This window comes from Sinorhizobium fredii USDA 205 (assembly GCF_001461695.1).
Lineage (GTDB): Bacteria > Pseudomonadota > Alphaproteobacteria > Rhizobiales > Rhizobiaceae > Sinorhizobium > Sinorhizobium fredii.
Map to the genome: position 1 here is coordinate 25,757 of NZ_AUTC01000167.1, position 23,512 is coordinate 49,268.

Below are 23,512 nucleotides of genomic sequence, written 5' to 3' on the forward strand. Positions count from 1 at the left end.
GAGACGCCGAAGAGCGTCCAGCAGCTGAAAGGAAAGGCGGATTTGATCGGTCAATCTCTGTCCCTTGCGGGACTTCAAAAACGATACGGCGAGGCCTTTGCGGTTCGCGAACTGTCTCTCGACATCGCTGCCGGGGAGTTCGTCTCTTTGCTGGGGCCGTCCGGCTCCGGCAAGACGACAGCCTTGACAATGATCGCCGGTTTCGAGGCGCCAAACGCCGGCAGGATAACCATCGGGGGGCGGGACGTCACCTTCCTCCCGCCCAATCACCGCGACATCGGAATGGTGTTCCAGAAGTATGCGCTTTTCCCACATCTGACGATCCGACAGAACATCGCGTTCCCGCTGAGGATGCGAGGTCGGATGCAAAAGGCGGCAATTGCCCGGCGGGTCGATGAGATGCTGGAGCTCGTGCAACTCTCCCGCTACGCAGAACGCTACCCCAACCAGCTTTCCGGTGGCCAGCAGCAACGCGTCGCGGTGGCGCGCGCTTTGGCGTTCGAGCCACCCGTCCTCCTGATGGATGAACCGCTCGGCGCCCTCGACAAGAAATTGCGAGAGGCGATGCAGTTTGAGATCAAGCGCCTGCAGGAGCGGCTTGGCGCTACGGTCATCTATGTAACGCATGATCAGGACGAAGCGATGACGATGTCGGATCGCGTCGCCATCATGTCCGATGGCCGTCTGGTGCAGTTCGGCACACCGGCGGACCTCTATCGGCAACCGAAAACCGAGTTCGTCGCGGACTTCATCGGCCGGATGAATTTTATCGATGGCGATTGCCTTGAAAGCTCAGCTGAAAATGCGGTCGTGCGTTTATCCGAGGGGATCGTGCTCAACGTTCGCTCAGTGGCGAACGACCGCGAGCGCAGGTGCTCAGCCGGCGAAGCTTTGCGCATGGCAATCCGTCCGGAACGGATGCGGCTTGTGAAGCGAGGCCACGGGGGCGCCGATGCGCTGCCAGGTATTGTAGACGCCGCTGTATTCATCGGCTCCACCTACATCTATCTCGTCCGCCGAGCCGATCGCCCGGAGGCGAGCCTGCAGGTGCAGATCGCCGCCGACGGGTTCGTGCCATTCCAGAAGAACGACGAGGTGGACATCCTCCTCGATGAGAAGGCCTTGCATATCTTTCCTGTGACGGAGAGGCGCGCTGCATGACGAACTCCTCGCCACACTCTTCCGCTCGGTCAACGTTGTCGTCGGCGCGTTTTTATTCGCCATCCGCATCGTTGGGATTGGCCGCGCCGCTCCTCGCTGCCCTGGTGGCAGGCTTTCTCTATCCGGTTGTGCGACTCGTCGCATTGAGCTTTTCCGGAGGAACATTTGAACACTACAGGCGCATTTTCTCCGAACCGCTTCATCTCGGCGTTCTCGTAAGCACGATCGAGGTCGCTCTCGTGGTGACGATAGCGAGCCTCGTTGTCGGCTTTCCGGTTGCCTACCTCATGGCGCGGCTGAGCAATGGGTTGGCCGTGGTCGTCGCAGCTTGCGTCTTCATTCCGTTATGGACTTCTGTCCTCATCCGCTCCTACGCATGGGTCGTCCTTCTCCAACGCAACGGCATCGTCAACCAACTGCTCCTCGAAATAGGCGTTACCGACGGGCCGCTAAAGCTGATCTACACGCGGGGTGCAGTCATCCTCGCCATGACGCACGTGCTGATGCCATTCATGATCCTGCCTATCTATTCGGCACTGTGCGCCCTTCCCCCCGATTACATCCGCGCCGCCCGCAACCTGGGAGCCGGGCCCGTGCGGGCTTTCGTTGCCGTGACACTACCGCTTAGTCTCCCCGGCGTCTTTGCCGGCAGCGTGATGTGCTTCGTGCTCGCGCTCGGCTTCTACATCACACCGGCGCTGGTGGGCGGTCCTGGCTCAATGCTGATGGCGACGCTCATCGGCCAGCAGACGGCAGTTCTACTCGATTGGCCGTTTGCGGCCGCGCTTTCGACCGTTCTTCTCGCCGTCACTCTCCTTTTTGTCCTGCTGTTCCGCAGGTCGCTATCGCTCAGCAAGGGATTGAACAGTGTCCATTGATCAAGCACAGGTGCATGGCCGCCTTCCCGCAGCCCTTGATGTTTTCGCCTCTCCGACGATCCGCGCCTGCACAAGAGGGGCGTTCATTCTCGCCATCGGTGCGGGGATCGGATGCGTTCTCTTCTTTCTGCTGCTTCCGACGCTAATCGTCGTACCGATGTCGCTCAGCGAAACCGACTATATCGAGTTCCCGCCGCGGGGCCTGACGCTCAAATGGTACAGCGCCTACTTCAATGATCCGGACTGGATGGCTGCAACATGGTTCAGTCTCAAGATCGCCCTGGCGACAACCGCGACAGCAACGGTCGTGGGCACCATGGCGGCTCTTTCGATCGTACGAGGATGTCTTCCGTTCAGATCCGCATTGCAGGCGCTCGCGCTCGGACCGATGATCGTGCCGCACATCATCCTCGGTGTGGCGCTCTATCTCGCCTTTGCGCCGTTGCAGCTCACCGGCAGCTTTTTCGGCTTCCTTGTCGCACATACCGTACTTGCAGTTCCCTACGTGATCATCACCGTCACGGCGTCGCTGCAGCGTTTCGATCCGACGCTCGAACTGGCAGCGTTGAACTGCGGAGCTAACAGGCTGCAGGCGTTCTTTCTGGTCGTGCTACCGAACATCGTGCCTGGTGTCGCAGCCGCGGCGGTGTTTGCCTTTCTCGCCTCATTCGATGAAGCAACCGTTGCGTTCTTCATATCGGACATCGGCGGCAAATCGATCGGGCGCAAGATGTTCGAGGATATCGACTTCAACCTGACACCTGTCATCGCCGCGGTCTCCACCGTGCTTGTCGCCACCTCCCTCCTGCTCATGGGCGCGGTCCGCCTCCTCAATGCCCGTAAGCCCAACGCGTGAAACCGGCGATCTCCGTTTCCCACTAACTGACCTGATAAAGGGAACCTCTCATGACCTCTCTGCTTTCGCGTTTCGCAAATATCCTTAAGCCGACCATTGCCAGTCTACTCTCCTTGATAGCCTTGACGCTCCCGACGCTCGCCGCCGAGCAGGTCATCATCGCTTCGACCGGCGGTGCCTATGACCGGGCCCTGAAGGAGGCATGGTTCGATCCGTTCACCAAGGCGACGGGAATAGAAGTCGTAACCGTCGTCGCGACCAACGCTGAAATGCGAGCAAAGGCTGCCGCAATGGTGAAAACCGGAAACATCAATTGGGACCTCTATCTCGATGGCGAGATCCAAGCCGCGTCGAAGGCGCATCGGGAAGTCACGGAGGACCTAACGGAATTCTGCCGCCAGTTTGCCGGTCGAAAGGACCTTAGCGCCAATGCCTGCTCGGCTGGCGGAGCGCTCTTGCAGTCGACGGCAACGCTGTTGGCCTACAGGACCGGAAAGTCCGGCGATCCCGCTCCAGAGACCTGGGCCGACATGTGGGACACAGAGAAATTCCCGGGAGAACGTGCCTTCCCGAATTTCGACGACCCCTGGCGCGTCATGGCGGCCGCGCTCCTTGCCGACGGTGTCGCCCGCGACGAACTCTTTCCGCTCGACATCGATCGCGCGCTGGCCAAGCTCGATCACATCAGGCCTGCCGTCTCGCTCTGGTGGAAAACCGGCGATCAGAGCGTGCAGGGATTCCGCAATGGCGAGTATTCGCTTGGGCAGATCTGGTTGACACGCGCAAAGGCGATGCAGACCGAAGGACTGCCGATCGCCTGGTCCTACAAGGCCTCTTTCCTCGTCGGCGACCGGATAGCACTCCTCAAAGGGGCACCGCACCGCGACAATGCGCTCAAGCTGATCGCATTCTGGCTGAATTCTCCGGCGGCCCAGGCCAAGGCGTGCGAGGTTCTTTCCTGTACGCCCCCAAGCCGTGACGCCATTGCGTTGATGTCCGAGGAAGCGCGCCTCACAATGCCGCAAGGTGACGACGTTCGGGATTACGTGATCGTGCCTGATGCGGAATGGATCAACGCCAATACTGCGATGCTGCTGCAACGCTGGAATGAGTGGGTTCGCTGACAGCGCGAGGCCCATCCATGAACACCGGCGCCGGCGCAGCGATCATCTACCGCAGCGCCTCGCCTAGGCATTATCTGGACTAGCAGTTTAATGTAATCTAACGCTCGAAACCACGTGCCCGACTGATTACGCGCTCGCGGCGATCGGAGACGATCTTCTGGCTGCTGTTGATCCGCACAGTCTGCTGCAGCACCTTGAGCCTCTCCTGCAGCGCCTCGAAAGCCGGCCGCTGGGCCGGCGGCACTCTGTTGAGGAGATCCTTTTCCCCCCGGAGAATGGCATTGCGGCCGAAGCGCTCGTCGAGCGCTCTGCTAACGGCAGCAAACTCCCGGCGGATATCCGAATCGAGTGAACCGGCCACCGCGTCGAGCTTTCGGCTCTCCTTCTTCATCTCGGACGCTAGTCGCTGCAGGGTTTCTTCGGCTGGTTTAGAGAGACCGGGAATAGCAACGGCCATGCGCCGTCGCTCTTCCTTAACAGCCTGGCGCTCGGCATCGAAGGCGCTGACATAAGCCGCGTTGAGCGAGCGCAGATGGACGCCCGCTTCCGAAACTGCCTGCAGCGCCTCCTTCCTTTCCCTGCCGGAGGCAAGCATCCGGTCCATGAGACGATCCGAGCCGCGGAGCGCGCCATAAGCGGCCGGGTCGTCGGCTACCGCTGCGGCGATCCGCTCGCCGGCGAAGCCCTCGACGACCAGATCCTCGATCTTGTCGACGGCGGCTGCCGGATCGCGCCAGATACGTTTCGCGGTCTCGGCGAGCGCCGCGCGATGATGGCAATAGTGCGCCAGGGTAAGCGCTCGCGCTCGGGCCTCGTCGTCCACCGGCGTCCTGAATTCCGTCACCGCTGCAAGCATCGGCAGCACGGCTTTTGCCTCCTTTCCGAACTCGACACTCGCGCCAGCGACGATCTTCGACCGGTCCTTCCTCTCGGCAAGATGCTGCTCCTCGGCGAAGCGCCGGACAGCCTCGAAGAGCCGCGTCAGCTTACTGCGTCTTTCGTCAGTGAGGTCTTCCGGCATGCGTTCGGCCACATTGCGCTCAGCGATCGCGCCGGCATTGGCGGCGAAGGCGCTCCAGCCGAAGCGGGCGGTCAATGCGTCGCTGACGGCCTTCACCTCCTGCACTGTCGAGCGATCCTCGCCGGCAAGCGCGAATGCGGTTTTGTAGGCGCCGTGACCGCCCCGCCTGCGAACTGCCTCGATCTCCACGAGGCGCGCCATGGCGTGCTTTGAGAGCGCTGGGATGGACAACGACATATAGGCGCGGCGCGTGTGCTCGCGCTTGAGGAATCGCTCGGTATTCCGGCGCAACTCGGTCGCATGGGCACGAGCCAAGGGCAGCAATTCCTTCAAAGCCGCCGCCGCAACGCTGCGCTCGTCGCGTGCCGCCCGGCCATTGACTATAAGGTCGGACCCTCGCAGGCGGCCAAGGCGGTTTGGTGCTTTGACGAGATCATCAGCAAGCTTGCGGGGTTCGATGGCGCTATTCGCGGCAAGCGCATTTAGGTGGACAAGCGCCTCGTCGGGATTGCGATAGATCTTTTCGAGCAGCGGCCGAAGGGATTGTTCCCGCTCCTTCCACTGGGGCGAGGAAAGCTGCGCCAGGCGTGCATCCTCATCGACGCTCCGGGCGAAGTCGGTGGTGGGCGGGATCAGATAGTGCCCGCCAATCGGGATTCCGGCCGAGGGGGATTCGGTCCGTTTCTCACTGTACGAAACGCGCCGTTCCCGCTCGATCGCGAAGCCGAGCGCCACGCTCGCCCGCTCCCACAGCTTCGCCACTTGCTCGCTCTTTTCCGCAATCCATCCCAGCCTCCGCGAAACGCCCTCGTCCATTCGGGCCGCGGCCAACGAGAGACTGTCGAGCCCGCGCCGCCGTGCGAAGTCGCTGGCATACGCCTGGTAGCCGTCCTCGCTTTCGAAATCGAGCGTCGTGCTCTTGGCGCCGGACCGGGACAGCCGCTCGACAAGCTCTTCGAACACATTCTGCCGATGGCTTCCCCGCTCGATCCGCTTCTGGCGAGCCTCAGCGGTTTCTACTTGGCTTGCGGTCCAGACATTGCGGTCGACTTCCCGTTTTTCAAAACGCTTCTCGCCCGTTTCCTCATCAATGACGGGTACCATCACCCTGACCTTCTCGACACCATCCTTGCGCAAGGTGACTGTATCGCGCTCCGAGACGCCGGCCTCCTCGAGAACCTTCGGCAGGCTCACGCCCCAGAAACGATGCACGGCTCCATCGTCGGTTCGGATGTCGGCATAGGGGCTTTCCTCAGTATCCTCGTCATTGGGCCGGAATCTCGCTTGCCCGGCCTCCACGAGCTCGCCGGTCACGCCGGCTGCATGATCGACGCGCGGCTTGCCTCCCCATTCCGGCTTCGCATTGAAGTCTTCTTTCGCCGCATAGAGATCGGCGCGGTCGCGATGCCGCGTCATCGACACATAGGTCAGATGCTGATCCATCATGCCGGTGGCGAGCACGAAGGTCCGATCCACAGTCGCACCTTGAGACTTGTGGATCGTCGCGGCATAGCCATGGTCGACATTGCAATAGGTGTCCTCGCTAATCACGACGTCGCGGCCATTGTCGAGACGGACCGACAGCAATGCATCGGCGCGTTTGTCGTCGGTGGAAACGACCGTGCCGAGCATGCCGTTTTTGACGTATTGCGGTCCGAGGCGCCGGGCACGTGGCTCCACGAAGCGGGCATTCTCGAGGAAGATGATGCGGTCGCCCACGGCGAACTCGCGCGCGCCGCGAGCTGTCTGGAAAGTACGGCCGTCGCTCAGGGCGCCCTCGTCCGCCATCACTTGGCGCAACGCGTCGTTCAACCGTTTTGCGTCGTTATTGGTGTGGGCGAGCACGAGCAATTCATCGCCGCGAAGGTGAGGCGCATTTTCGTCGTCAGCTGATTTCTGAAGAAGTTCACGGCGCGCATCCGCCCAGTCGGAAACAATCCGGCTGATGATCTCGTGACGCGTCCCATCTCGACAATACGGCCATGACGGGCATAGGCGTCGAGGGCCTTCTCGACCTCGCCGCGGGCGAAGAGCCGCGAAGCGTCGCGCGCCCACACATCGCGCTGCCGCCGCACGCCGGCAATTTCCGCAAAGCCGACCCTTTCGGTGATCGCCCGGAAAGCCGCACCCGCCTGGATCGGCTGCAGTTGCATCGCGTCGCCCACCAACACGGCTTTCGCGCCTGCGTCTACTATGGCCTTCAGGACACGCGCCATCTGCCGCGACGACACCATTCCGGCCTCGTCGATCACCAGTACGTCGCCGCGCTCCAGCAAATCACGGCCAGACGCCCAGGCGAGCTCCCAAGATGCAAGCGTGCGCGTCTTGATGCCAGAACTGTCCTCCAGACCTTCCGCTGCTTTGCCTGCGAGTGCCGCACCGAAGACCCGGCGGTTCTCGCTTGCCCAGGCGACGCGCGCGGCGGCGAGCAGCGTCGACTTGCCGGCGCCGGCAAGACCGACCACGGCGGCAATCGCATTGTCGCCCGTGGCATAACGAACGGCATCGACCTGTTCCGCATCGAACTTGAAGAGCTTTTCCGGATCGGCTGTTTCGACGTTTCGGATTGCAGTCTCAACTGGTCTCGCGGAGACGCCGAAGCTCTTTCGCTCCGACAGGATCTGCGCCGACTGCGCCATATCGTATTCGATGCGCAGGATCTCTCGCGTGGTGAACACTGCCGGTTCCGACGCCTTGCCGGTCTGCGTGTCAATCTCCTGTGGCCTGAGCGTGACCAATTCGTTTGACGCCATCAGCCGCGCCCGGATATGGGCGAAGTCGACCGGATCGTCGACATAGCGGTGCAGCGCCTTGGCGAGATCCTTCTCGTCGAATGTGGAACGCGCGTTGCCGAGCTGTTTCAGGAGAAGCTCCGGCTCGGCCAGCAGCCGGTCGGCCATCTCCTGTCGCCGCGCCAAGTCCGCCGGCGCGAAATACATCTCGACACCCTTGCGCGCGAGCGCCGCCTTCTCGGGCCCGAGATGCTTTTGCGCGATCCCGTCGAGACCCTGCTCGGCATAGGAGCGTCCGTCGAGTCGGATCTCGTGGCCGGCAAGCGCCAAATGCCGGTTGGCCGTTTCCGCCCAGGCGATCTTCCACGCCTTCATCGTTTCCTTGTCACCGGCCCAGAGCCTGTAGACGATCTTGCCGTTCGGCCGGTCGGGCGTGACGACGCGTAGCGGCTCGCCATCTTCGCCCAGGACCGCCACTTTCTTCGGCCCAAAACCCTCCTCCGTCAGCGGCCTCAGCGCGGTCATCAGGTGGATATGTGGATTGCCGTCCTTGTCGTGAAACACCCAATCCGCGACCATGCCCCTGGACGTCAGATTGTCCCGCACGAATGCGCGCACCAGGGCGATGTTCTCTGCCCGCGTCAGCTCTTCCGGAAGCGCGATGATCAGCTCGCGCGCAAGCTGTGCGTCCGCCCTCTTCTCGAAAGCATCGACGGCATTCCAGAGCGCTTCGCTGGCGGCGGCTACGGAACGTCCGTCGATCACCGATCGTAGCCAGGTGGGAATATCGTCCGGCAGAGCCAGTTCCTCATGGACCAGTTCGGATGCTCCGCCCCGATAGCTGAACGACGTGCCGGCCTGCTCATCCATCATCCGGGCGCGATGACGATAGGCGGCGGCCGAGACGAGGCTGCGTCCCGCTCCCCTGCTGATCACCTGCGCTCTGACGAACATGATCGCCACGACCGTCTCCAGACCTTCCGAGCCCGTCGCGTCAGCGACGTATATTGCGCCCTCAAACCGATCGGCCTGACCAGGCCGATGCCGCTTTCCGGAAGACGGCCTGCGGCTGAGACATTTTCGGGTTGATGCAAGTTAGCCTATTTTACTATCTTATTTTAGTCAGTATAGTTGATGCTGTTAGTTGTTTAAATCGGAAAGGAGCGACGGGATGGTCGCAAAATCATCGCTTTCGGATCTGGATGCCCAGATCGCGAAGCTCCGCGAACGCAGAAGACTTTTGATAGTTAAATCCGCGGAGCGCTTTGCCCGCGCCGCCACGAAGTCCGGTCTGGCGGAAATGGAGATCCCCGACGAAGAGGTCGATCGGATCCTTAAAGAGATCGCCGCGCGATTTCAGAAGGGTGGTGGGAGGAATAGGACTGCTGGCTCTCCTCAAACGCATCGACCAGCAGATAGCGGGTCTGGAACGACAGCGGAGGTTTCACATGACGGCTGACCGGAAGAGGCAAGTGCGGGAGAAATTCCTGCTTGGCGGCATCGTCCTCAGAGCGGGGCTCACGAATGCCGATCGGGCTTTCCTGCTCGGCGGTCTCGTCGAACTGGCCCGGATCGCTCCCGGCTCTGCCGAGCATCGGCGCCTGCGCGATATCGGCGAGAAAGCCTTCAAGGCGCCTTCGCAGGATGCAGTTCAGGCGCGTATCAAGGAGACGCAGGAATGGCACTGAGGGGCAAACCGCAACCGCCGTTGCTGCTCATTTTCGTGCCGATCGCTGTCACCGCCTTTGCGGTCCAAGTTGTGGGTTGGCGGTGGCAGGAGTTGGCGGCCGGTATGTCGGGCAAAACGGCATATTGGTTTATGCGGGCGGCACCTTTGCCGCCGATTTTGTTCGGGCCGCTCACCGGACTCCTGATGGTCTGGGCTTTGCCGTTGCACCGGCGGCGACCCGTCGCAATCGCGAGCCTTGTATGCTTTCTTGCCGTCGCCGGCTTCTACGCCTTGCGTGAATTTGGTCGCCTCGCACCGTCAGTCGAAAGCGGAGTGGTCACATGGGACCGGGCGTTGTCCTATCTCGACATAGTCGCCGTCATCGGCGCGTTCGCTGGTTTCATGGCAGTAGCGGTCTCCGCCCGCATCTCCATCGTCGTGCCCGAACCAATGACGCGTGCCAAGCGTGGCATCTTCGGGGACGCCGACTGGCTGACGATGTCGGCGGCGGCAAGGCTGTTCCCGGATGATGGCGAGATCGTCGTCGGCGAGCGATACCGTGTCGACAAGCAAATCGTTCATGGGCTGCCCTTTGATCCGAACGATAGAAGCACATGGGGACAGGGCGGCAAAGCCCCTTTGCTCACCTACAAGCAGGACTTCGATTCCACCCATATGCTGTTCTTTGCCGGGTCGGGGGGATACAAGACGACCAGTAACGTCGTGCCGACGGCGCTACGCTACACCGGACCACTGATCTGCCTCGATCCCTCGACCGAGGTCGCGCCGATGGTGGTTGAGCACCGAACCCGCGTCCTTGGGCGAGAGGTGATGATACTTGATCCGACGAATCCGATCATGGACTTCAACGTGCTCGACGGGATCGAGAGTTCGCGACAAAAGGAAGAAGACATTGTCGGCATCGCGCATATGCTGCTGTCGGAAAGCGTGCGTTTCGAATCTTCTAGCGGCGCCTATTTCCAGAACCAGGCGCACAATCTCCTCACCGGCCTCTTGGCGCATGTGATGCTGTCACCGGAATATGCGGGGCGGCGCAATCTGCGCAGCCTCCGGCAAATCGTCTCGGAGCCCGAGCCCTCGGTGTTGGCGATGTTGCGCGACATTCAAGAGCATTCCGCTTCGGCCTTCATCCGCGAAACACTCGGCGTCTTCACCAACATGACGGAACAGACATTCAGCGGCGTCTATTCGACCGCCTCGAAGGATACGCAGTGGCTCTCGCTCGACAGCTACGCCGCGCTCGTCTGCGGCAATGCCTTCAAATCGAGCGATATCGTCACCGGCAAGAAGGACGTGTTCCTGAATATCCCGTCTTCCATCCTGCGCTCTTATCCGGGCATCGGCCGCGTCATCATCGGCTCGCTGATCAACGCGATGATACAGGCAGATGGCGCATTCGAGCGCCGCGCTCTCTTCATGCTGGATGAGGTCGATCTTCTCGGTTACATGCGCGTGCTGGAGGACGCCCGCGACCGCGGCCGCAAGTACGGCATCACCATGATGCTGATGTACCAATCGGTAGGGCAGTTGGAGCGGCATTTCGGGAAAGACGGCGCGACGTCATGGATCGACGGCTGCGCTTTCGCCAGCTACGCAGCAATCAAGGCGCTCGATACGGCGCGCAACGTCTCTGCGCAATGTGGGGAAATGACCGTCGAGGTACAGGGCCGCTCCCGCAACATCGGCTGGGACACGAGGAACGGCGGCAACCGCAAATCCGAAAGCATCAACTTCCAGCGCCGGTCGCTGATCATGCCGCACGAGATCACCCAATCAATGCGCAAGGATGAACAGATCGTCATCGTGCAGGGCCTCAGTCCGATCCGCTGTGGGCGGGCGATCTACTTCAGGCGGAAGGAGATGGATCAGGCTGCCAAGGCGAACCGCTTCGTCAAGTGAAGGGACTCAGGTTTGTTCCGCCAGTTCGTACTCGGCTTCGGTCGGCTACTTCGTGGCTCCATGACCGCCAGTGCTCCGTCGATCCCCTTCAGTTCGTCTTCGATGAGGTCGTCGGTTCTCACAGAGATATTGCCCGCTGTGACGGCGAAGCGAGCCGTTCGATCCCTTCGCTCGTTATCTCCGATCAGACCGATCACGAGCTCAAAAGGGCGGCTCGGCATCCCTCGTGCCATCCTGCTCGGCCATTGCGGCGATCAGTTCGGCCCGAGCAAGTTCCAGCTCTGCTTCGATCAGGCGGCGCTCGGCTGGATCGGCGTTGCGCAGCTCGGCGCGCAGTTCCTCGATGTGGATTTCGAGTGCAATCGTCATCGTCTTCATCTCCTTGATGAGTGTGAAGGATGACGCGGGGTGTCCGTGAGGATCGGGCCGGGTCAAGGATCGCGGAGCGACCGCCAGGGGCGGCGAGTGGTGGAGCCGATTTTCTGGCGACGTCCCATCAGGGCGGCGACTGAAAATTGGGGGACCACTCGTCCTTGAGGCGGCGCGAGCCCTCATGGCAGACTTGGCGATCTAAGCAGACAGACTTTTCGTTTCGTGTGGCACGGGCAAGGGGAGCGGCAGCGGGCTCAATGCCCGCTGCCGCTCCCGGCACAACGCATGCCGGCCCCGTCGTCCGGGGCCGGCGTTGTGGCTCAGGCCGGGTTGTTCCAGAGGATCACCTTGCGGTTCGGATCGCCGCCCGGGGCCGGAGCGAGGTTGCCGAAGATCACCCCGATCTCCGGCGCCTCCAGCTTGACCGAGAGGTATTCTTCACCGGTCTGGCGGGCGGTGCGGTTCCACGCGGCGCCTATCTCGAAGCCCGTTTTGCGATGGATGACCCGGTAGTCGGGGGCTTCTTCGCTTGCTTTGCTGGCGTTCGGGACGATGGCGATCGGGGCGTTGACCCGGATGGTGGCGAAGACGCCTTCGTGGCTGCCGTCGGTTTTCTGGGTGAGGGTTGCGATCGTGGTGGCCATGGTATTGTCTCCTTCGGTTGCTCGGGACCATTCCCGATGGCGCCCGAAGAAGGGGCCGAGCCGCAGGCGTCACCGGAGCGACAGCGAAGGGGAACCCCCTTGCGGGGTTGACGCTAATGGTGCCCGGTCCCTTAAAGAGGCGACACAAGAGAACGGGAATGGTCTCGTGTAACCGAAGGTGCTCGACAGACCATAGCTGCCATCTGGTGCGCCGTTACGCAGACTCGACCGTGCCTGCGGGTGCCTTGACACTGTCCGAAGAAATGCCCCCTCGTCCGCGCCGGGCAACGGCGGCTATGCGAAGCGCCGCGTCTGCCTCATTCCGGCGATACCGGGCGTGATGGTCGTGCTCCTGTCACTGCCCGAACACGGAGCCGTCGACTTGACCGGCCCGGACAATCGGGGCCACAGTCCGCTTACTCCGTCCGATTGACGCGACGACCCGCCTTTCGTGACGCCTCTCCGAAGGCTGCTGCGATCTTCATCATGAAGGCCTTGCTGAAACGGCCGAGCGCTTTTCCCTCGGGCCAATGTACCAGGATCGCTCGGCGACATCGTAATTGTATTCGTCGACGACGATCCAGCAGCGCTTGACGTCGCTGAGGCCAGCCGCCGGCACTCTATATCGGAAACTTCCAAGGCGATGCGATCGGCCTGCGGCAGCTGGGTCGTGATCGCCAGCAGTGCGAGGTGGGTGAGTTCTTCATTCGCGCCACGGACAGCGACGACGACGCAGGTCGGCCGGGTCTTCCGGCCTTCGGTTTCGCCGCGTTCGTGTTGTCATGCCCAGAGATAGGGATAGGTAATCACCTGACCGGGCAGGAACTCACGACCCATCATCATACCCCTCGCCGCGCGCCAGCCGGTCGATCTCCGCGGCAAAGAGCTTCTTATGTTCCTCCGGCATATCCGAAGCGCGATGGGCGCTACGCGGATCGCCGCCGGCGCGCATCCGCTCGTAATACTCATAGCTCATCAGTACGAAGCGGGGTTTCCTGTGCTTGGTGAGAACGACTGGTTCGCGGCTGGCGGCGTCGGTGACGTCGCCAACCTGCTTGTTGAGATCGCCTGTCGAAAATTCCCGCATGGCTATGCTCCTGTTGTCGATCTCCATATAATCCAGATTTGCAAGAAAACGACGCTTCAAGCGTCCCCACCTGCGACCTTCCGGCGGCACCATTGCGCTGGTTTGCGAGGGCGACCCAATCACCATCGATGCACACCGCCAGTTGCTCCAGCTAGACGTGGACGATTCAGAGATCGCCCGCAGGCGAGCCGAGTGGAGGCAGCCCGAGCCGCGCTACAAGCGCGGCTCCTTGGCAAATTTGCCGCGCTCTCGCGCCCGGCCAACGAAGGAGCCGGCACAGGGTGATGCCGCAGGACGGCACATTCAAAGGGGCGCCTATGCGGCGCCCCTGACCCCGTTCCTGTGAGCGCCGGTCTGCTGCGCGTGCATCCAATCGGCAATCTGCTGCGCCTTGCTCGCGGCGGTGAAGATGGCGCGCGAGTCGGAACGCAGCACCTCGAGCCAGGTGGCGATGTAGCGGGCATGATCGGGGCGCGGCTCGACGCTGAGATTTAGATCGGCGCAGATCATCGCGCTCAAGAGCTCGACCGTGCATTCCTCCATGGCGTAGGCGGCCGAACCGAACCGTCCGGAAAGATCGCGGTCGAGGCGATGCTTGGCGCCGGAGGCGTGGCCGGACTCATGGAGCAACACGGCGTAGTAGGCGACCGCGTCGCGGAAGCAAGCAAACTCCGGCATCTGCACATGGTCGGTAGATGGGCGGTAGTAGGCCTGTGATCCGCCGTGGCGGATGTCGATGCCGAGGGCGGCGCAGAACCGTTCGGCCTGCTCGATCCGCTCGGCCTCGGGCAGCGCTGGCATCTCCGGCGGCGTGTAGCCGTCAACCTGGGCGCAATTGAAGACGGTGTAGCCGCGGGCGAACATACGGCGGGCGGGCTCGTCAGGATCCTCGTCGCCGTGTTGGGCATCCGCCGCGTCACGATCGGTAGTCTTCCAGAACACGACCAGATGGCCGCGTTCGCCCTTGCGAACCTGGGCGCCGAGCACCTGCCATTGGCGGTAGGTGCCCCAGATGCCGGCGGGATAGCCGGCTGCGTGCGCCGCAACCCAGAGTGAGAGGATGTTGACGCCGCGATAAGCCTTGCACGAGGCGACGTTGACCGGCGCGGTGATGGCCGATCCGTCGTGGTGCCACGGCATGCGGTAGTCACCAGCGCCGGCTTCGATGGCGGCGCTGATCTGGCTGGTGACGCGCTCGTAGATATCGTTCGGGGTCTCGCGGTTGCGATCTGTGGTCATGGGTGCCTCCTTCAGCTCGCCCTCTCCGTCGAGGGCGAGGCGGCAGGGGCAGACGCGGGAGGCCGGCCCGTCACACCCTGTTCTCGGTGCTGGTGCGGAACAGGGTTGATGGGCTGGCAGCGTCTGCCACGCCCGAGCCCTGCCTCGACGGGCGAGATGAAGGAGGCACCGACCATGATCGGCGCCCGGAACGGCCCGGATGATGCGCCGCTCTCAGCCGGCGTCGTCTCGCGGCGCGCGCTTCAGGGGGACAACACTAGCGTCGCCATATCGGGCCAGCTCCTGCCGCAGGCCTTCGATGACGGCATCCCGCTCGGCGACCCGCAACGTCAGCACCTGGATGTGCTGGGCGAGCGTGCGGACAAGGCCGCGCAGTTCGGCGTTCTCGGCGCCGCGCACGGCGCGCAGCTCGGCTTCGAGTTCGCGGACCCGCTCCTTGAGGGCCTCGGGGATGACCGCCGGTGACGCGCTTCGGCCGCCCGGAACTCGGCGAGAAGACCGACCGCACGGTTCTCCGTTGCCCGGCCGACGCCGGCTTCGCGCGCCAGGTTTGAGACAGTCAGCGCGCCATCTGTCCGCTCGAGGCGGCCGTCGAGCAGCCGCGCCATCGCCGCCCGCAACGCCGCCTCGCTCTTTGCGCCGAGCGCGCTCATGCACCGCCCTCTATAAGAGATGCAATGAGCCGGCGCTTTCGTTCGTCGTCGCGCGCGATGGCTTCCCGTTGCAACGGCGACCGCCGCGGCGTCTGCCAATGGTTTGCGCCCGCGAAAACGCACAGCTGCCCTACACAATGAGTGATCACCGATCGCACAAGGGCTAGTGCCCGTAGCTGATGCAGTTTGATGGCTTTTCCTCCCAGTGCCGTAGTGTCGGCTGTTCCCCTGCGAAGGGTAGGCATCTTCACACCTCAACGGGCCTCGGACTTTCCGACGGCCCGATCTTTTGTGTAATTCAGGTTCGCTCAAAGCCACGTTCCGCGGTGAGCTCACTCGATTGTTGAGCATCCGAAAAGGAATCGGGAGAAAACGCGACAGGCTTGCTGACCGGAGAACGAGTGACAGGATGCGAAGACTTGCAATCCTCAAGCGAATGGCCGCCTGCCGTACGTCGCAGTCTACGCAGGCGTAGCTGACGATGGGGCTGTAGTCGGTGTCGACAGATCCATGTGATTTATCAACAGCGAAAGTAGATTTCTGTTGCGCGAAATCGACCATCCATGCGTTTGCATTGAACAATGACGTCGACCGCGACCCTCAACAGTCTATCGATGTCTTCGTGATCCAAATTCCGTCCCCCTTCGGATTCCTTCACAAGAAGCGTCAACTGCTGGAAGGCGAGCTTGGCGGAATCGGCATGGACGGTGGTGATCGATCCAGGGTGGCCAGAGTTGACGTTACGCACATAATAAAATGCCGTGCCATCGCGCAGCTCCTGCAACAAAATTCGGTCCGGTCGCATCCGGAGGCATGATTCCAGGAGCTCTTTGGGGCCAGCCCCCGAAAGACCCTGGCCGCCCTTCGAATAGAACAGACGCACGTGGTTGGGCTGCGGAACAACCAGTTCGGGGGTGTCCTCGATCGAAATGATCCGCTCGTGCTCCGGAATGTGTTTGATCAGCGCTTTCGAAAGCGTGGTCTTGGCCGATCCCGTTGCGCCTGAGATGATGATGTTCTTCCGCGCGATGACGGCTTCCCGTAGAAAATCCTTGAAGCGACCGGCACGGTATAGCGCCAGCAGATCATGATCCTGCGTCGAGACGCCGTCGTTGGCCGCTCGAGTCTCGGAGAAAAACTCGCTCTGCTCCAGATCATCGAGAGTATACGTGACCGAGGATGGTTTTCGGATAGTGAGGCTGACCGTGTTCCTGGTGGTGGCAGGAGGAATGACGATCTGGATCCGTTCGTCCCCCGGCAGTGTTGCCGACAGGATCGGTCGCGTCTCATCGATGGATTGGCTGGAAAAACTGGCCACGGCCCGCGCAAGGCGCATGAGCTTTTCGAAGGAAAGCTCCGGTAGGTCATGGGTTCGCCAACCACCAGTGCCTTCCGTCAACACCTGCCCGGGCCGATTGACGATCACCTCGTAAAGTGACTTGTCATCGAGGAATGGCGCGAATGGCGAGAGCAGTTCACGAACGACCGTCGCGTCAGGGCCTTCCGTCATTTTGCTACCCTACTTCGTCACGAGCACAGCGCGGTCAAGAACGCGATGCCTCGGTTCCGTAACCCGGAGCCCATAGACACCGGAGAAATCGAGGTCACGCGCCACGAAAATCGAGACGAGTTCACCCTGGTGCTTGTTGAGCGTGGGTGGAATGTTGATCGACTGTTCGACCGCGATCGCGGCCGCCTGCTGGCCGGCGCTTGTCGTATTCCGCGCCTCGACGTCGCTATCCTGCAGGCGGCTGCCGGCATAATTCGTGGCGTCGCCCACGATGGAAAGGAGAAGCGCACTTCCGAACCGCTCCCACCAGTGGGTGTCGATATAGCCGTCCACGCCGGCCCGGCCAAGCGCATCCGTCGCCGGGGAGGCCAATGTGACGATGACACCGCTCGGGGTCTTCGCGCGGTTCCACAGAACGTAGAGGCGCTTCTGTCCTCGCTGGAGACCGCCGCGATATTCGCCGACGACCTGAGTACCTTTCTCCATCAGCACAACCCGCCCATTGTCCGAGAGGACATCCCGGTTGATCACGCAGCTTGTGAAACCGGGCTGATCAGACGCTAGCGCCGTTTCCAGGACACAAGGTATCGAGGTTCCGATCGCAACGATGAAGTTCCGATTGCCGAGCGTGCCGGCGCGCGAGCCCTGGAGCCTAGTCGGCCGTAGCAACCCGTTGAACCGCTGTTCGTCGGCATTGGCCGTATTCTGGCCCATCGTGTTGCCATCAAACGGCAGGAAATTGCTGTCCGCCGAAGCGGCAGGATTTTCGGTGTCACGGCGCGAGGTCGTGTTTTCCTGCCCGCCGCTATAGGCCATGACGGGCGCCCGCCGCGCCGAGTCGAGCAGCGGATCTTCCTCCTTCGCCTCTTCTGCGACGACAGGGGTCGGCAGTTTCACTTGCGGCTCGGCCTTCACTGGCTCCACCTTTTCCTTGGCGGGCTCGAAGTTCGTTGCCTGGCGGATGACCACCCGCTCCGGCTGGGCATTTTCCTGTTGCTTCCTCTCGCCGCTCATCGACCACAGAGCGAAGGCGACAAAAGCAACAACGGCAAGCGCAACCGCGCCGCGCTTCAAAACGGGATTGTTTTCGATCCTCCTCCCCGTGGTAGTTTCGCCCCGCTCGCCCGGAATCCGGCTTTCGTCTTCCTGGACCATGACAGCCTCCTACTGCGCCGCGCCGGCATCGGTCCGGACGACGCGCTCGACCGACGGTGAAGTCGTGTTGGTGCCAGGGTTGACGCCGATCCGGTCATAGGCCTCATTGAAGACGCAGAGCACGTCCCCACCGCTCCGCAGGATGAACTTCCGGCTGATCGCGTGGACCAGAACCAGGTTGCCGTCGACGGACTTGGGCACCAGGCTCTCGCTGCCATCCGAGTTCTCGATATAGATGGCCGGCATTTCCTGATTGCCGACGAAGGCGAACGTCGTGACCTTGCCATTGTCGTATACCGATTGCGGTTCTAGCGCCTGCGCACCTTGCGCCGAATAGCGCCAGTTCCGCGGCCCGTAGGCCTCATGAATGGCCAGCAAGTTGTCGGCCTCCTTCGCCTGACCCGCGATCGCGCGCGCAGCTGCGACTTGGCGCCGGCGTTCGGCCTCGTCGGCCGGATACCGATACTTGACGTAAAAGTAGCTGTTCTGGCCAACTTCCACCTTTCCATCCCGGATTGTCAGCTCCATCTGGTAGCTTCGGGTGGAGCCGTCGCGCCGAGTGGTTACGACGGAGATGTTGGTGACCGGCTGATTTTCCCGCGGTTTCAGGAACAGGATGTTTCCAGCCGGCGCCACTTCCCAGGCGACGCTGTTGCCGAGAGCGACGTGGGCGATCTCCTCGTCGGCAGCGAATTCCACCTGCACCGAGGACCGCAGAGAGCCGATGATCCGGGTGACGTTGTAGGGCTGGTAGTCGACGAAGCGCACACGGCTATCCTGCGATGCCCCGCGTGGGATTTCGAGGGCAAGGGCCGAAAACGCCGAGGCGGCAAGAAGAAGAGCGAAGATCGCTGCGGTACGCATCAATTAATCGCCTCCGGATCGGCCCGGTATTCGCTGACCGCAAAACCGAGCGGGTTTACAAGCCGATCTGTCGACGACATCGGCGCGTTCACGTAAGCGAAGGTGAGCGTTGCGACCCAATGGGTCGTTCGGATTTCCTCCCCGCGCGTCATCGTGCGCATATAGCGGACGGATACGACACTCGGATTGATCAAGGAGATCGAGGCGATGCTGATGCGCGCCGTGGCGTTGCGTCCATAGGTGTTCTGCGGCGAGTCCGGATTGCTGCCGCGATAGAGGGCCGAGAACCTGGCCTGCTCCGGCTGGGTCGACAGCAGGGCGACCGTGCGGAAGTTCTCCTCCGACTCGCTCCAGACGTAACCTTCCCGGGCGCGCACGTATTTCGCGGCAAAGTATTTGGTCACGGCCTCGTCGTAGGTGCCGGCTGTGGACGTCAACGCCGAGACGACATCGACGATGCCCGTCGAATTGTCAACGCGCACGACAAAGGGTTCCACCGTCTTCAGCGGTGTCAGGCCGGCGACGGCGAAGATCGAAGCGCCGGCAAGGATGCCGGCGACGATGGCAATGGACCAGGCGATGCGTGCCGAGCGCTCGATCTGGATCATGCGGTCCTGATCGAAGCGCCGCGCCTTCTCGAAGTATGACTTGAGTTCGCCCCCTGAGACCATGGCGCTACCCCTCGCAAGGACGATAGGACGCGTCGACGTCGAGATGGGCAACGCGTGGCGGCTCCTTCCCCTCTTCGGCATAGGCGGCTGCCATGCCCGACGACGTTACCGGCCGCGCATCCGAATCCTTCTGTTTGAGGCTGCTATTGTCTTCCCACTGCCACATCGGGCGATTGAGAGCGCGGCGCGAATAGCCATCGCATTTCGGGAGCGGATAGGTACTCAGCGATGCGCAGCCGCTCACAACGGCCGCCATGCAAAGCAGCGGAAATGTTCTGATCATTCCTGGAGAGCCTTTTTCTTGTTCGTGCGAAGGCATCATCAGCTGGCGCCTTTCGAGGTGAAGGTCCGTCCGACGGCGCGGAACCCGCGGCCCGCGGCACGGGCAGTATGTAATGCCGCCGAGGCGAACGCGCTTTCATGGGCATCGCGCGCAGCACCGTAACCGTAGGTGAGCGACGCGCCCCCCGCGGCGAGCGCCGAAGCGATGTTGGGTAGCTGATAGAAGACGTAGAGTGCAGCGAGGCAGATGGCGCAGAGCGCGGTCGGTCGCATCAGCACATCGCTGTATCCCTCGATCGCCGTGAAGGTCGTATCGATGCAGGTAATCAGCAGGGAGCCCACCGCGACGACGAGCACCTGAAGGATCACGAAGTTCACAAGCTGGCCGATCCACGCCTCGGTGAAGCGCCGCGTCGACCGAAACATTGCGAGCGCCACGAAAATCGGCCCGATGGCCAGCACGATGGCGAGCGCCAGCCGGGCGTAGAGCGAGACGATGTAGCCGATCGCCGCGACGATGAAGCTTGCGAAGATGACGAGCATCCCGCTGGCGCCGCTGACGATGTCGATAGGCCAAGAGGCGCGCGCCCAGATCTCCTTGGCGCAATGCTGTCCCTTGTCCAAAAGACTGTCGAAGGTCGATGCGCTCGTCGCCGTGCCCGTGTTCAGCGCCTGGGCGATCTCGCGCGGGAGCGCGTCGAAGAAGATGTTGGTGACGTAGGTCTCGTATTCGCCGGCGTTCTTCACCAGCATCACGATGATGGCGAGCTTGATTGCCCGATAGGCGAAGTCGAGGATCGGTTCCTGGACCGAGCCGCGCAGAACGAGATAGCCGTAGAGCACGATATAGAGGGTGACCGCCGCCGTCAGAGGGCCCGAAACCCACTCGGAAATGTTCGAGGTGCCAGTGGAGATAAAGTTCTCCAGCGGCGCCTTGAACTGCCCGTCGACGAAGGCGAAGACCTGATACATCCCTCATCCTCCAACCTTTCCCATCCTTTCGAGACGGGCCCTGAAATCTGCGGCCGCAGCGTTTCGGCATTTCGGCGTATTGCCTAGCTCACCCGGGTTGCTGCGGCATTGGCCGACCACGTCGGCAAGCAGCGCTTTGTCGGTCATCAGTTCATCGACGGTATAGACTCGTTCTGCGTCCTTCGAGCAGGCGGCCAGAAGAAGGAGAGAAATAGAAAGCAACCGTACTCTCATTGCAGCGCCGCTCCCATTGCATCCATGCGCTGGCGCCAGTCCTCGGCCCTGCGCTGTTCATCGACCTGAACCTGCGCCTGCTGCACCATGCGCAGGCCCTCCATGCGCAACACGTCGGTCTGGAGGAAGGCCTGTTCTGCCTGGAGCCGTGCCTGAAGGTCGGCGATATCCTTGGCATCGCTTGCCGTCGATATCTTCTCGCGCAGCTGGTCGATGCCGTCGATGCGCTTGGTCGCGGTATCGTATATCTGCTGGCCAAGGCTCATCTGGCCGGCGTTCTTGGCCTGGATGCGGGAAAGCTCCTGCGCATAAAAATCGTCTGCGCTGGTCCGATAGGTCGAATTTCCTTCAAGGAACTTCGAGGCCGAGTCATTGAGCACGCCCGTGCCGTTGCCCTTGAACAGGTCCGCGATGGCGTTGAAGTCGGCCGGTAGAGCTTTGCGAATAGTCGGGTCGTTCAAGACGCTGGCAACATCCGCCATGTCAGTTAGCTTGTTGAGCGAACCGTAGAGCTGCTGTGCCTGCTCGATCTGCTGATTGAGGGCATCGAGTTGCGACTTGAGCTCAGCGATAGTCTCGATGTGCTTGGCGATCGCTGTCTGGTCGATCACCGGGATCCCCTGCCCTGCCGCGCCGCTGGCGGAAAGGATGAGCGCTGCGGCAATCGCCGCACCGTGAAGTCGATAGGGAGCCATCAGCTTTCACTCCTTTTTTGCTGGAAAACGGGAAGCCAATCCTTGGCATCGTTTCCGACCTCGGCGCGGATCGCATCGGCAAGTTCGATATTGGCGGTTCGGCCGGAGAGGATGGCGAGTTCGTTATCGAAGCCCTTGAGGTTCAGCTCGGCGACGACACTGTTATGTCCCTGCTTCAACACGAACCGGCGACTCTCGACGGAAAGCTCGCGCGCGACCAGCTCGAACTCGCGCTCCGTCAGCTTGAAGCCATCGACATAGTCGGCATGATTGCCGCGGGCATTCGGCAGGAAGATCTGCGTCGAGCATTGCTCGATGATGGTGTGGGCGATCGGCGAGACGATCGCATCGCGCGGGCTCTGCGTCGCAAAGAGCATCAACCCGTTCTGCTTTCGGATCGTCTTCAGCTTGTTCTGAGCGAGATCCCGAAAACTATCATCCTGGAGCGCCTTCCAGAACTCATCGATGACGATGATGATCCGCCGGCCGTCGATCAACTGCTCGACGCGATGGAAGAGGTAGGCCATCAGCGGTGTCCGGATCTCCTCGTTGTCGAGGAAATCGGTCATGTCGTAGCCGACGAACGTGCCGCCGAAACCGAAGTCGCCAAAGCCGATGTCCTCGATCACATTGTCGAAGACCCAGCCGAGCGGCCCTCCCCTCTCCCACCGGCGCAGCCGAGCAGCGATCCCTTCCGGGTTCGTGTTGTCCAAAAAAGTCCTGAGCGCGCCGATCGTCCGGCGCTCCACCGGCAGGTCGGCGAGGCCGTCAATGGCGGAGGCAATGTCGCGAAGTTCGGTCACTGTCAGTTCCCGCGTTGCCGAGCCGACGAGCTTGCCGACCCAGCGTGTCAGGAACACCTTGTTCTCCGGCCTCAGTTCGAGGGCCTTCAAGGGGGCGCAGCCGGTCGGATTACCGTTCTTCAGCGGCAGATAGGTGCCCCCGGCGGCGCGTATGTAGAGATCGGCTCCCCGGTCCTTGTCGAAGAACACCACATGCGGATCGTGCTTCTCGAGCTGCGACAGCATGAAGTTCAAAAGCACGGTCTTGCCGGCGCCGGACGGTCCGCAGACGAACGTGTTTCCGAGATCGCCGTAATGGAAGTTGAAATAGTACGGCGATCCAGACGCCGTCTTGAGCAGGGCGACGGCGGGCCCCCATTCATTGCCGTCCATCTCACCTATCGGATAGGAGTGGAAGGGCGACAAGGCAGCGAAATTCCGGGACGTGATCGCGCCGGACCGGGCACGATAGCGGAAGTTGCCCGGCAATTGGGCCCACCAGGCTGCCTCAAGGCCAAGATCCTCGCGCGCAACGACTGCGCCGCCACTCGTGAGGTTGGCGCGTGCCTTGGCGAGATTGTCGGTCAGTTCCTTCACAGAGGGAGAAAAAACGGAAAGCGTCAGGTGATGCTCGCCGAGCACGAACCGGTTGGACTCGAGATCGTCCATCGCCTCGTCGAGCTCCTCGATCTGCGAGGCCGCCTTGTCGCCGCTGCTGACCATCTGGTTTTGCTTGCGGCCCATGATGACGCGGGCGTCGGTTTTCGAGACGAAGGAGAACGATTGTGACAAGATGACTTCAAAGGGACTGGTGAGCACGGCGTCGAGCATGCCGGTCCTGGTGCGGGTCGGATACTCCTTGAAGCTCAGCATGCCGGCATAGCGGCTTGTCGCTTCGTGCCGGATCTCGATCGTCTCGCGGCCAATGATGACCCGGTCGGAGTAGATCGCCGACGCGATGCGGCCCTCGGTCAGCGGGATCGGCTCCCCT

Annotated in this window: 22 protein-coding genes and 2 pseudogenes; 9 read left to right on the forward strand and 15 right to left on the reverse strand. The window is 62.0% G+C overall.

The annotated features are described in order from the left end of the window. Positions 1 to 42: 42 nt before the first annotated feature. Genes N181_RS24465 through N181_RS24480 form a run of 4 tightly spaced genes read left to right on the forward strand, consistent with a single transcriptional unit; the run spans position 43 to position 4,019 of the window. Complete coding sequence (locus N181_RS24465) at positions 43 to 1,161, forward strand: ABC transporter ATP-binding protein (protein WP_037435671.1); 1,119 nt, start codon at positions 43 to 45, stop codon at positions 1,159 to 1,161. Continuing rightward, on the forward strand, positions 1,158 to 2,039 hold the full coding sequence (locus N181_RS24470) for an ABC transporter permease (RefSeq protein WP_037433290.1): 882 nt from the start codon (positions 1,158 to 1,160) through the stop codon (positions 2,037 to 2,039). The genes N181_RS24465 and N181_RS24470 overlap by 4 nt, the downstream gene beginning before the upstream one ends. Continuing rightward, positions 2,029 to 2,895 (forward strand): ABC transporter permease, encoded by an 867-nt coding sequence (locus tag N181_RS24475; RefSeq protein ID WP_080579138.1) that lies wholly within the window; start codon positions 2,029 to 2,031, stop codon positions 2,893 to 2,895. Before N181_RS24470 ends, N181_RS24475 begins: the two co-directional genes overlap by 11 nt. Before the next feature lie 50 nt (positions 2,896 to 2,945). Further along, a complete protein-coding gene (locus tag N181_RS24480) occupies positions 2,946 to 4,019 on the forward strand; it encodes an ABC transporter substrate-binding protein (RefSeq protein ID WP_037433292.1) in 1,074 nt (357 codons plus the stop codon). Between the two features lie 97 nt (positions 4,020 to 4,116). Here N181_RS24480 and traA read toward each other — a convergent pair. Further along, positions 4,117 to 8,735, reverse strand: a pseudogene (traA, locus tag N181_RS24485) (Ti-type conjugative transfer relaxase TraA). 208 nt (positions 8,736 to 8,943) lie between these two features. Here traA and N181_RS24490 point away from each other — a divergent pair. From N181_RS24490 to traG, 3 genes are read left to right on the forward strand one after another with little or no spacing between them, the layout of a single operon-like run. Beyond that, the gene (locus N181_RS24490) at positions 8,944 to 9,231 is read left to right on the forward strand and encodes a TraC family protein (protein WP_037433297.1); all 288 of its coding nucleotides are present in this window, start codon (positions 8,944 to 8,946) and stop codon (positions 9,229 to 9,231) included. Next, entirely contained in the window at positions 9,221 to 9,460 is a 240-nt protein-coding gene (locus tag N181_RS24495) for a conjugal transfer protein TraD (protein ID WP_037433301.1), read from the forward strand. Before N181_RS24490 ends, N181_RS24495 begins: the two co-directional genes overlap by 11 nt. Further along, positions 9,451 to 11,361, forward strand: a complete 1,911-nt coding sequence (traG, locus tag N181_RS24500) for a Ti-type conjugative transfer system protein TraG (RefSeq protein WP_037433304.1) — start codon at positions 9,451 to 9,453, stop codon at positions 11,359 to 11,361. Before N181_RS24495 ends, traG begins: the two co-directional genes overlap by 10 nt. 201 nt (positions 11,362 to 11,562) lie before the next feature. On the opposite strand, the gene N181_RS34155 is transcribed toward traG, so the two are convergent. The 4 genes and pseudogenes from N181_RS34155 to N181_RS24510 form a co-directional block, all read right to left on the reverse strand. Beyond that, positions 11,563 to 11,730 (reverse strand): hypothetical protein, encoded by a 168-nt coding sequence (locus N181_RS34155; RefSeq protein WP_162832835.1) that lies wholly within the window; start codon positions 11,728 to 11,730, stop codon positions 11,563 to 11,565. Between the two features lie 323 nt (positions 11,731 to 12,053). Next, positions 12,054 to 12,377, reverse strand: coding sequence for a DUF736 domain-containing protein (locus tag N181_RS24505; RefSeq protein ID WP_037433307.1), 324 nt, complete (start codon positions 12,375 to 12,377; stop codon positions 12,054 to 12,056). 416 nt (positions 12,378 to 12,793) lie between these two features. Next, positions 12,794 to 13,214, reverse strand: a pseudogene (locus tag N181_RS35010) (hypothetical protein). Further along, positions 13,204 to 13,464 (reverse strand): type II toxin-antitoxin system Phd/YefM family antitoxin, encoded by a 261-nt coding sequence (locus tag N181_RS24510; protein WP_037433320.1) that lies wholly within the window; start codon positions 13,462 to 13,464, stop codon positions 13,204 to 13,206. The pseudogene N181_RS35010 and the gene N181_RS24510 overlap by 11 nt, the downstream one beginning before the upstream one ends. A 124-nt stretch (positions 13,465 to 13,588) precedes the next feature. Here N181_RS24510 and N181_RS32330 point away from each other — a divergent pair, with 124 nt between their 5' ends. Next, on the forward strand, positions 13,589 to 13,810 hold the full coding sequence (locus N181_RS32330; protein ID WP_234885867.1) for a hypothetical protein: 222 nt from the start codon (positions 13,589 to 13,591) through the stop codon (positions 13,808 to 13,810). Here the strand turns inward: N181_RS32330 and N181_RS24515 are convergent. Further along, positions 13,780 to 14,703 carry an ArdC family protein gene (locus N181_RS24515; protein ID WP_037437455.1) on the reverse strand — a complete coding sequence of 308 codons (924 nt, stop codon included), beginning with the start codon at positions 14,701 to 14,703 and terminating at the stop codon, positions 13,780 to 13,782. The two genes, N181_RS32330 and N181_RS24515, sit on opposite strands and share 31 nt — an antisense overlap. Before the next feature lie 174 nt (positions 14,704 to 14,877). On the opposite strand from N181_RS24515, the gene N181_RS33420 reads away from it, so the two are divergent. Continuing rightward, positions 14,878 to 15,168: a hypothetical protein gene (locus N181_RS33420; protein WP_153451764.1), complete on the forward strand. Its 291-nt coding sequence runs from the start codon at positions 14,878 to 14,880 to the stop codon at positions 15,166 to 15,168. Between the two features lie 708 nt (positions 15,169 to 15,876). Here the strand turns inward: N181_RS33420 and virB11 are convergent. From virB11 to N181_RS24565, 9 genes are all read right to left on the reverse strand, one after another. Continuing rightward, complete coding sequence (gene virB11, locus N181_RS24525; RefSeq protein WP_037434805.1) at positions 15,877 to 16,866, reverse strand: P-type DNA transfer ATPase VirB11; 990 nt, start codon at positions 16,864 to 16,866, stop codon at positions 15,877 to 15,879. A 9-nt stretch (positions 16,867 to 16,875) separates the two neighbouring features. Further along, on the reverse strand, positions 16,876 to 18,021 hold the full coding sequence (virB10, locus tag N181_RS24530; RefSeq protein ID WP_037434806.1) for a type IV secretion system protein VirB10: 1,146 nt from the start codon (positions 18,019 to 18,021) through the stop codon (positions 16,876 to 16,878). Positions 18,022 to 18,030: 9 nt separating this feature from the next. Then, positions 18,031 to 18,885, reverse strand: coding sequence for a P-type conjugative transfer protein VirB9 (gene virB9, locus N181_RS24535; RefSeq protein ID WP_037434808.1), 855 nt, complete (start codon positions 18,883 to 18,885; stop codon positions 18,031 to 18,033). Beyond that, positions 18,885 to 19,556 (reverse strand): VirB8 family type IV secretion system protein, encoded by a 672-nt coding sequence (locus tag N181_RS24540; RefSeq protein WP_037434809.1) that lies wholly within the window; start codon positions 19,554 to 19,556, stop codon positions 18,885 to 18,887. Before N181_RS24540 ends, virB9 begins: the two co-directional genes overlap by 1 nt. A gap of 4 nt (positions 19,557 to 19,560) precedes the next feature. Further along, positions 19,561 to 19,839: a hypothetical protein gene (locus N181_RS24545; protein WP_060563955.1), complete on the reverse strand. Its 279-nt coding sequence runs from the start codon at positions 19,837 to 19,839 to the stop codon at positions 19,561 to 19,563. Between the two features lie 38 nt (positions 19,840 to 19,877). Beyond that, positions 19,878 to 20,810 (reverse strand): TrbL/VirB6 family protein, encoded by a 933-nt coding sequence (locus N181_RS24550; protein ID WP_037434812.1) that lies wholly within the window; start codon positions 20,808 to 20,810, stop codon positions 19,878 to 19,880. A gap of 3 nt (positions 20,811 to 20,813) precedes the next feature. Then, on the reverse strand, positions 20,814 to 21,044 hold the full coding sequence (locus tag N181_RS24555; RefSeq protein WP_037434814.1) for an EexN family lipoprotein: 231 nt from the start codon (positions 21,042 to 21,044) through the stop codon (positions 20,814 to 20,816). Next, entirely contained in the window at positions 21,041 to 21,739 is a 699-nt protein-coding gene (gene virB5 / locus N181_RS24560) for a P-type DNA transfer protein VirB5 (RefSeq protein WP_037434815.1), read from the reverse strand. Before virB5 ends, N181_RS24555 begins: the two co-directional genes overlap by 4 nt. After that, positions 21,739 to 23,512, reverse strand: a 1,774-nt coding sequence (locus N181_RS24565) for a VirB4 family type IV secretion/conjugal transfer ATPase (protein WP_060563954.1), incomplete at its 5' end; no start/stop codon positions are given. The genes N181_RS24565 and virB5, both read right to left, overlap by 1 nt.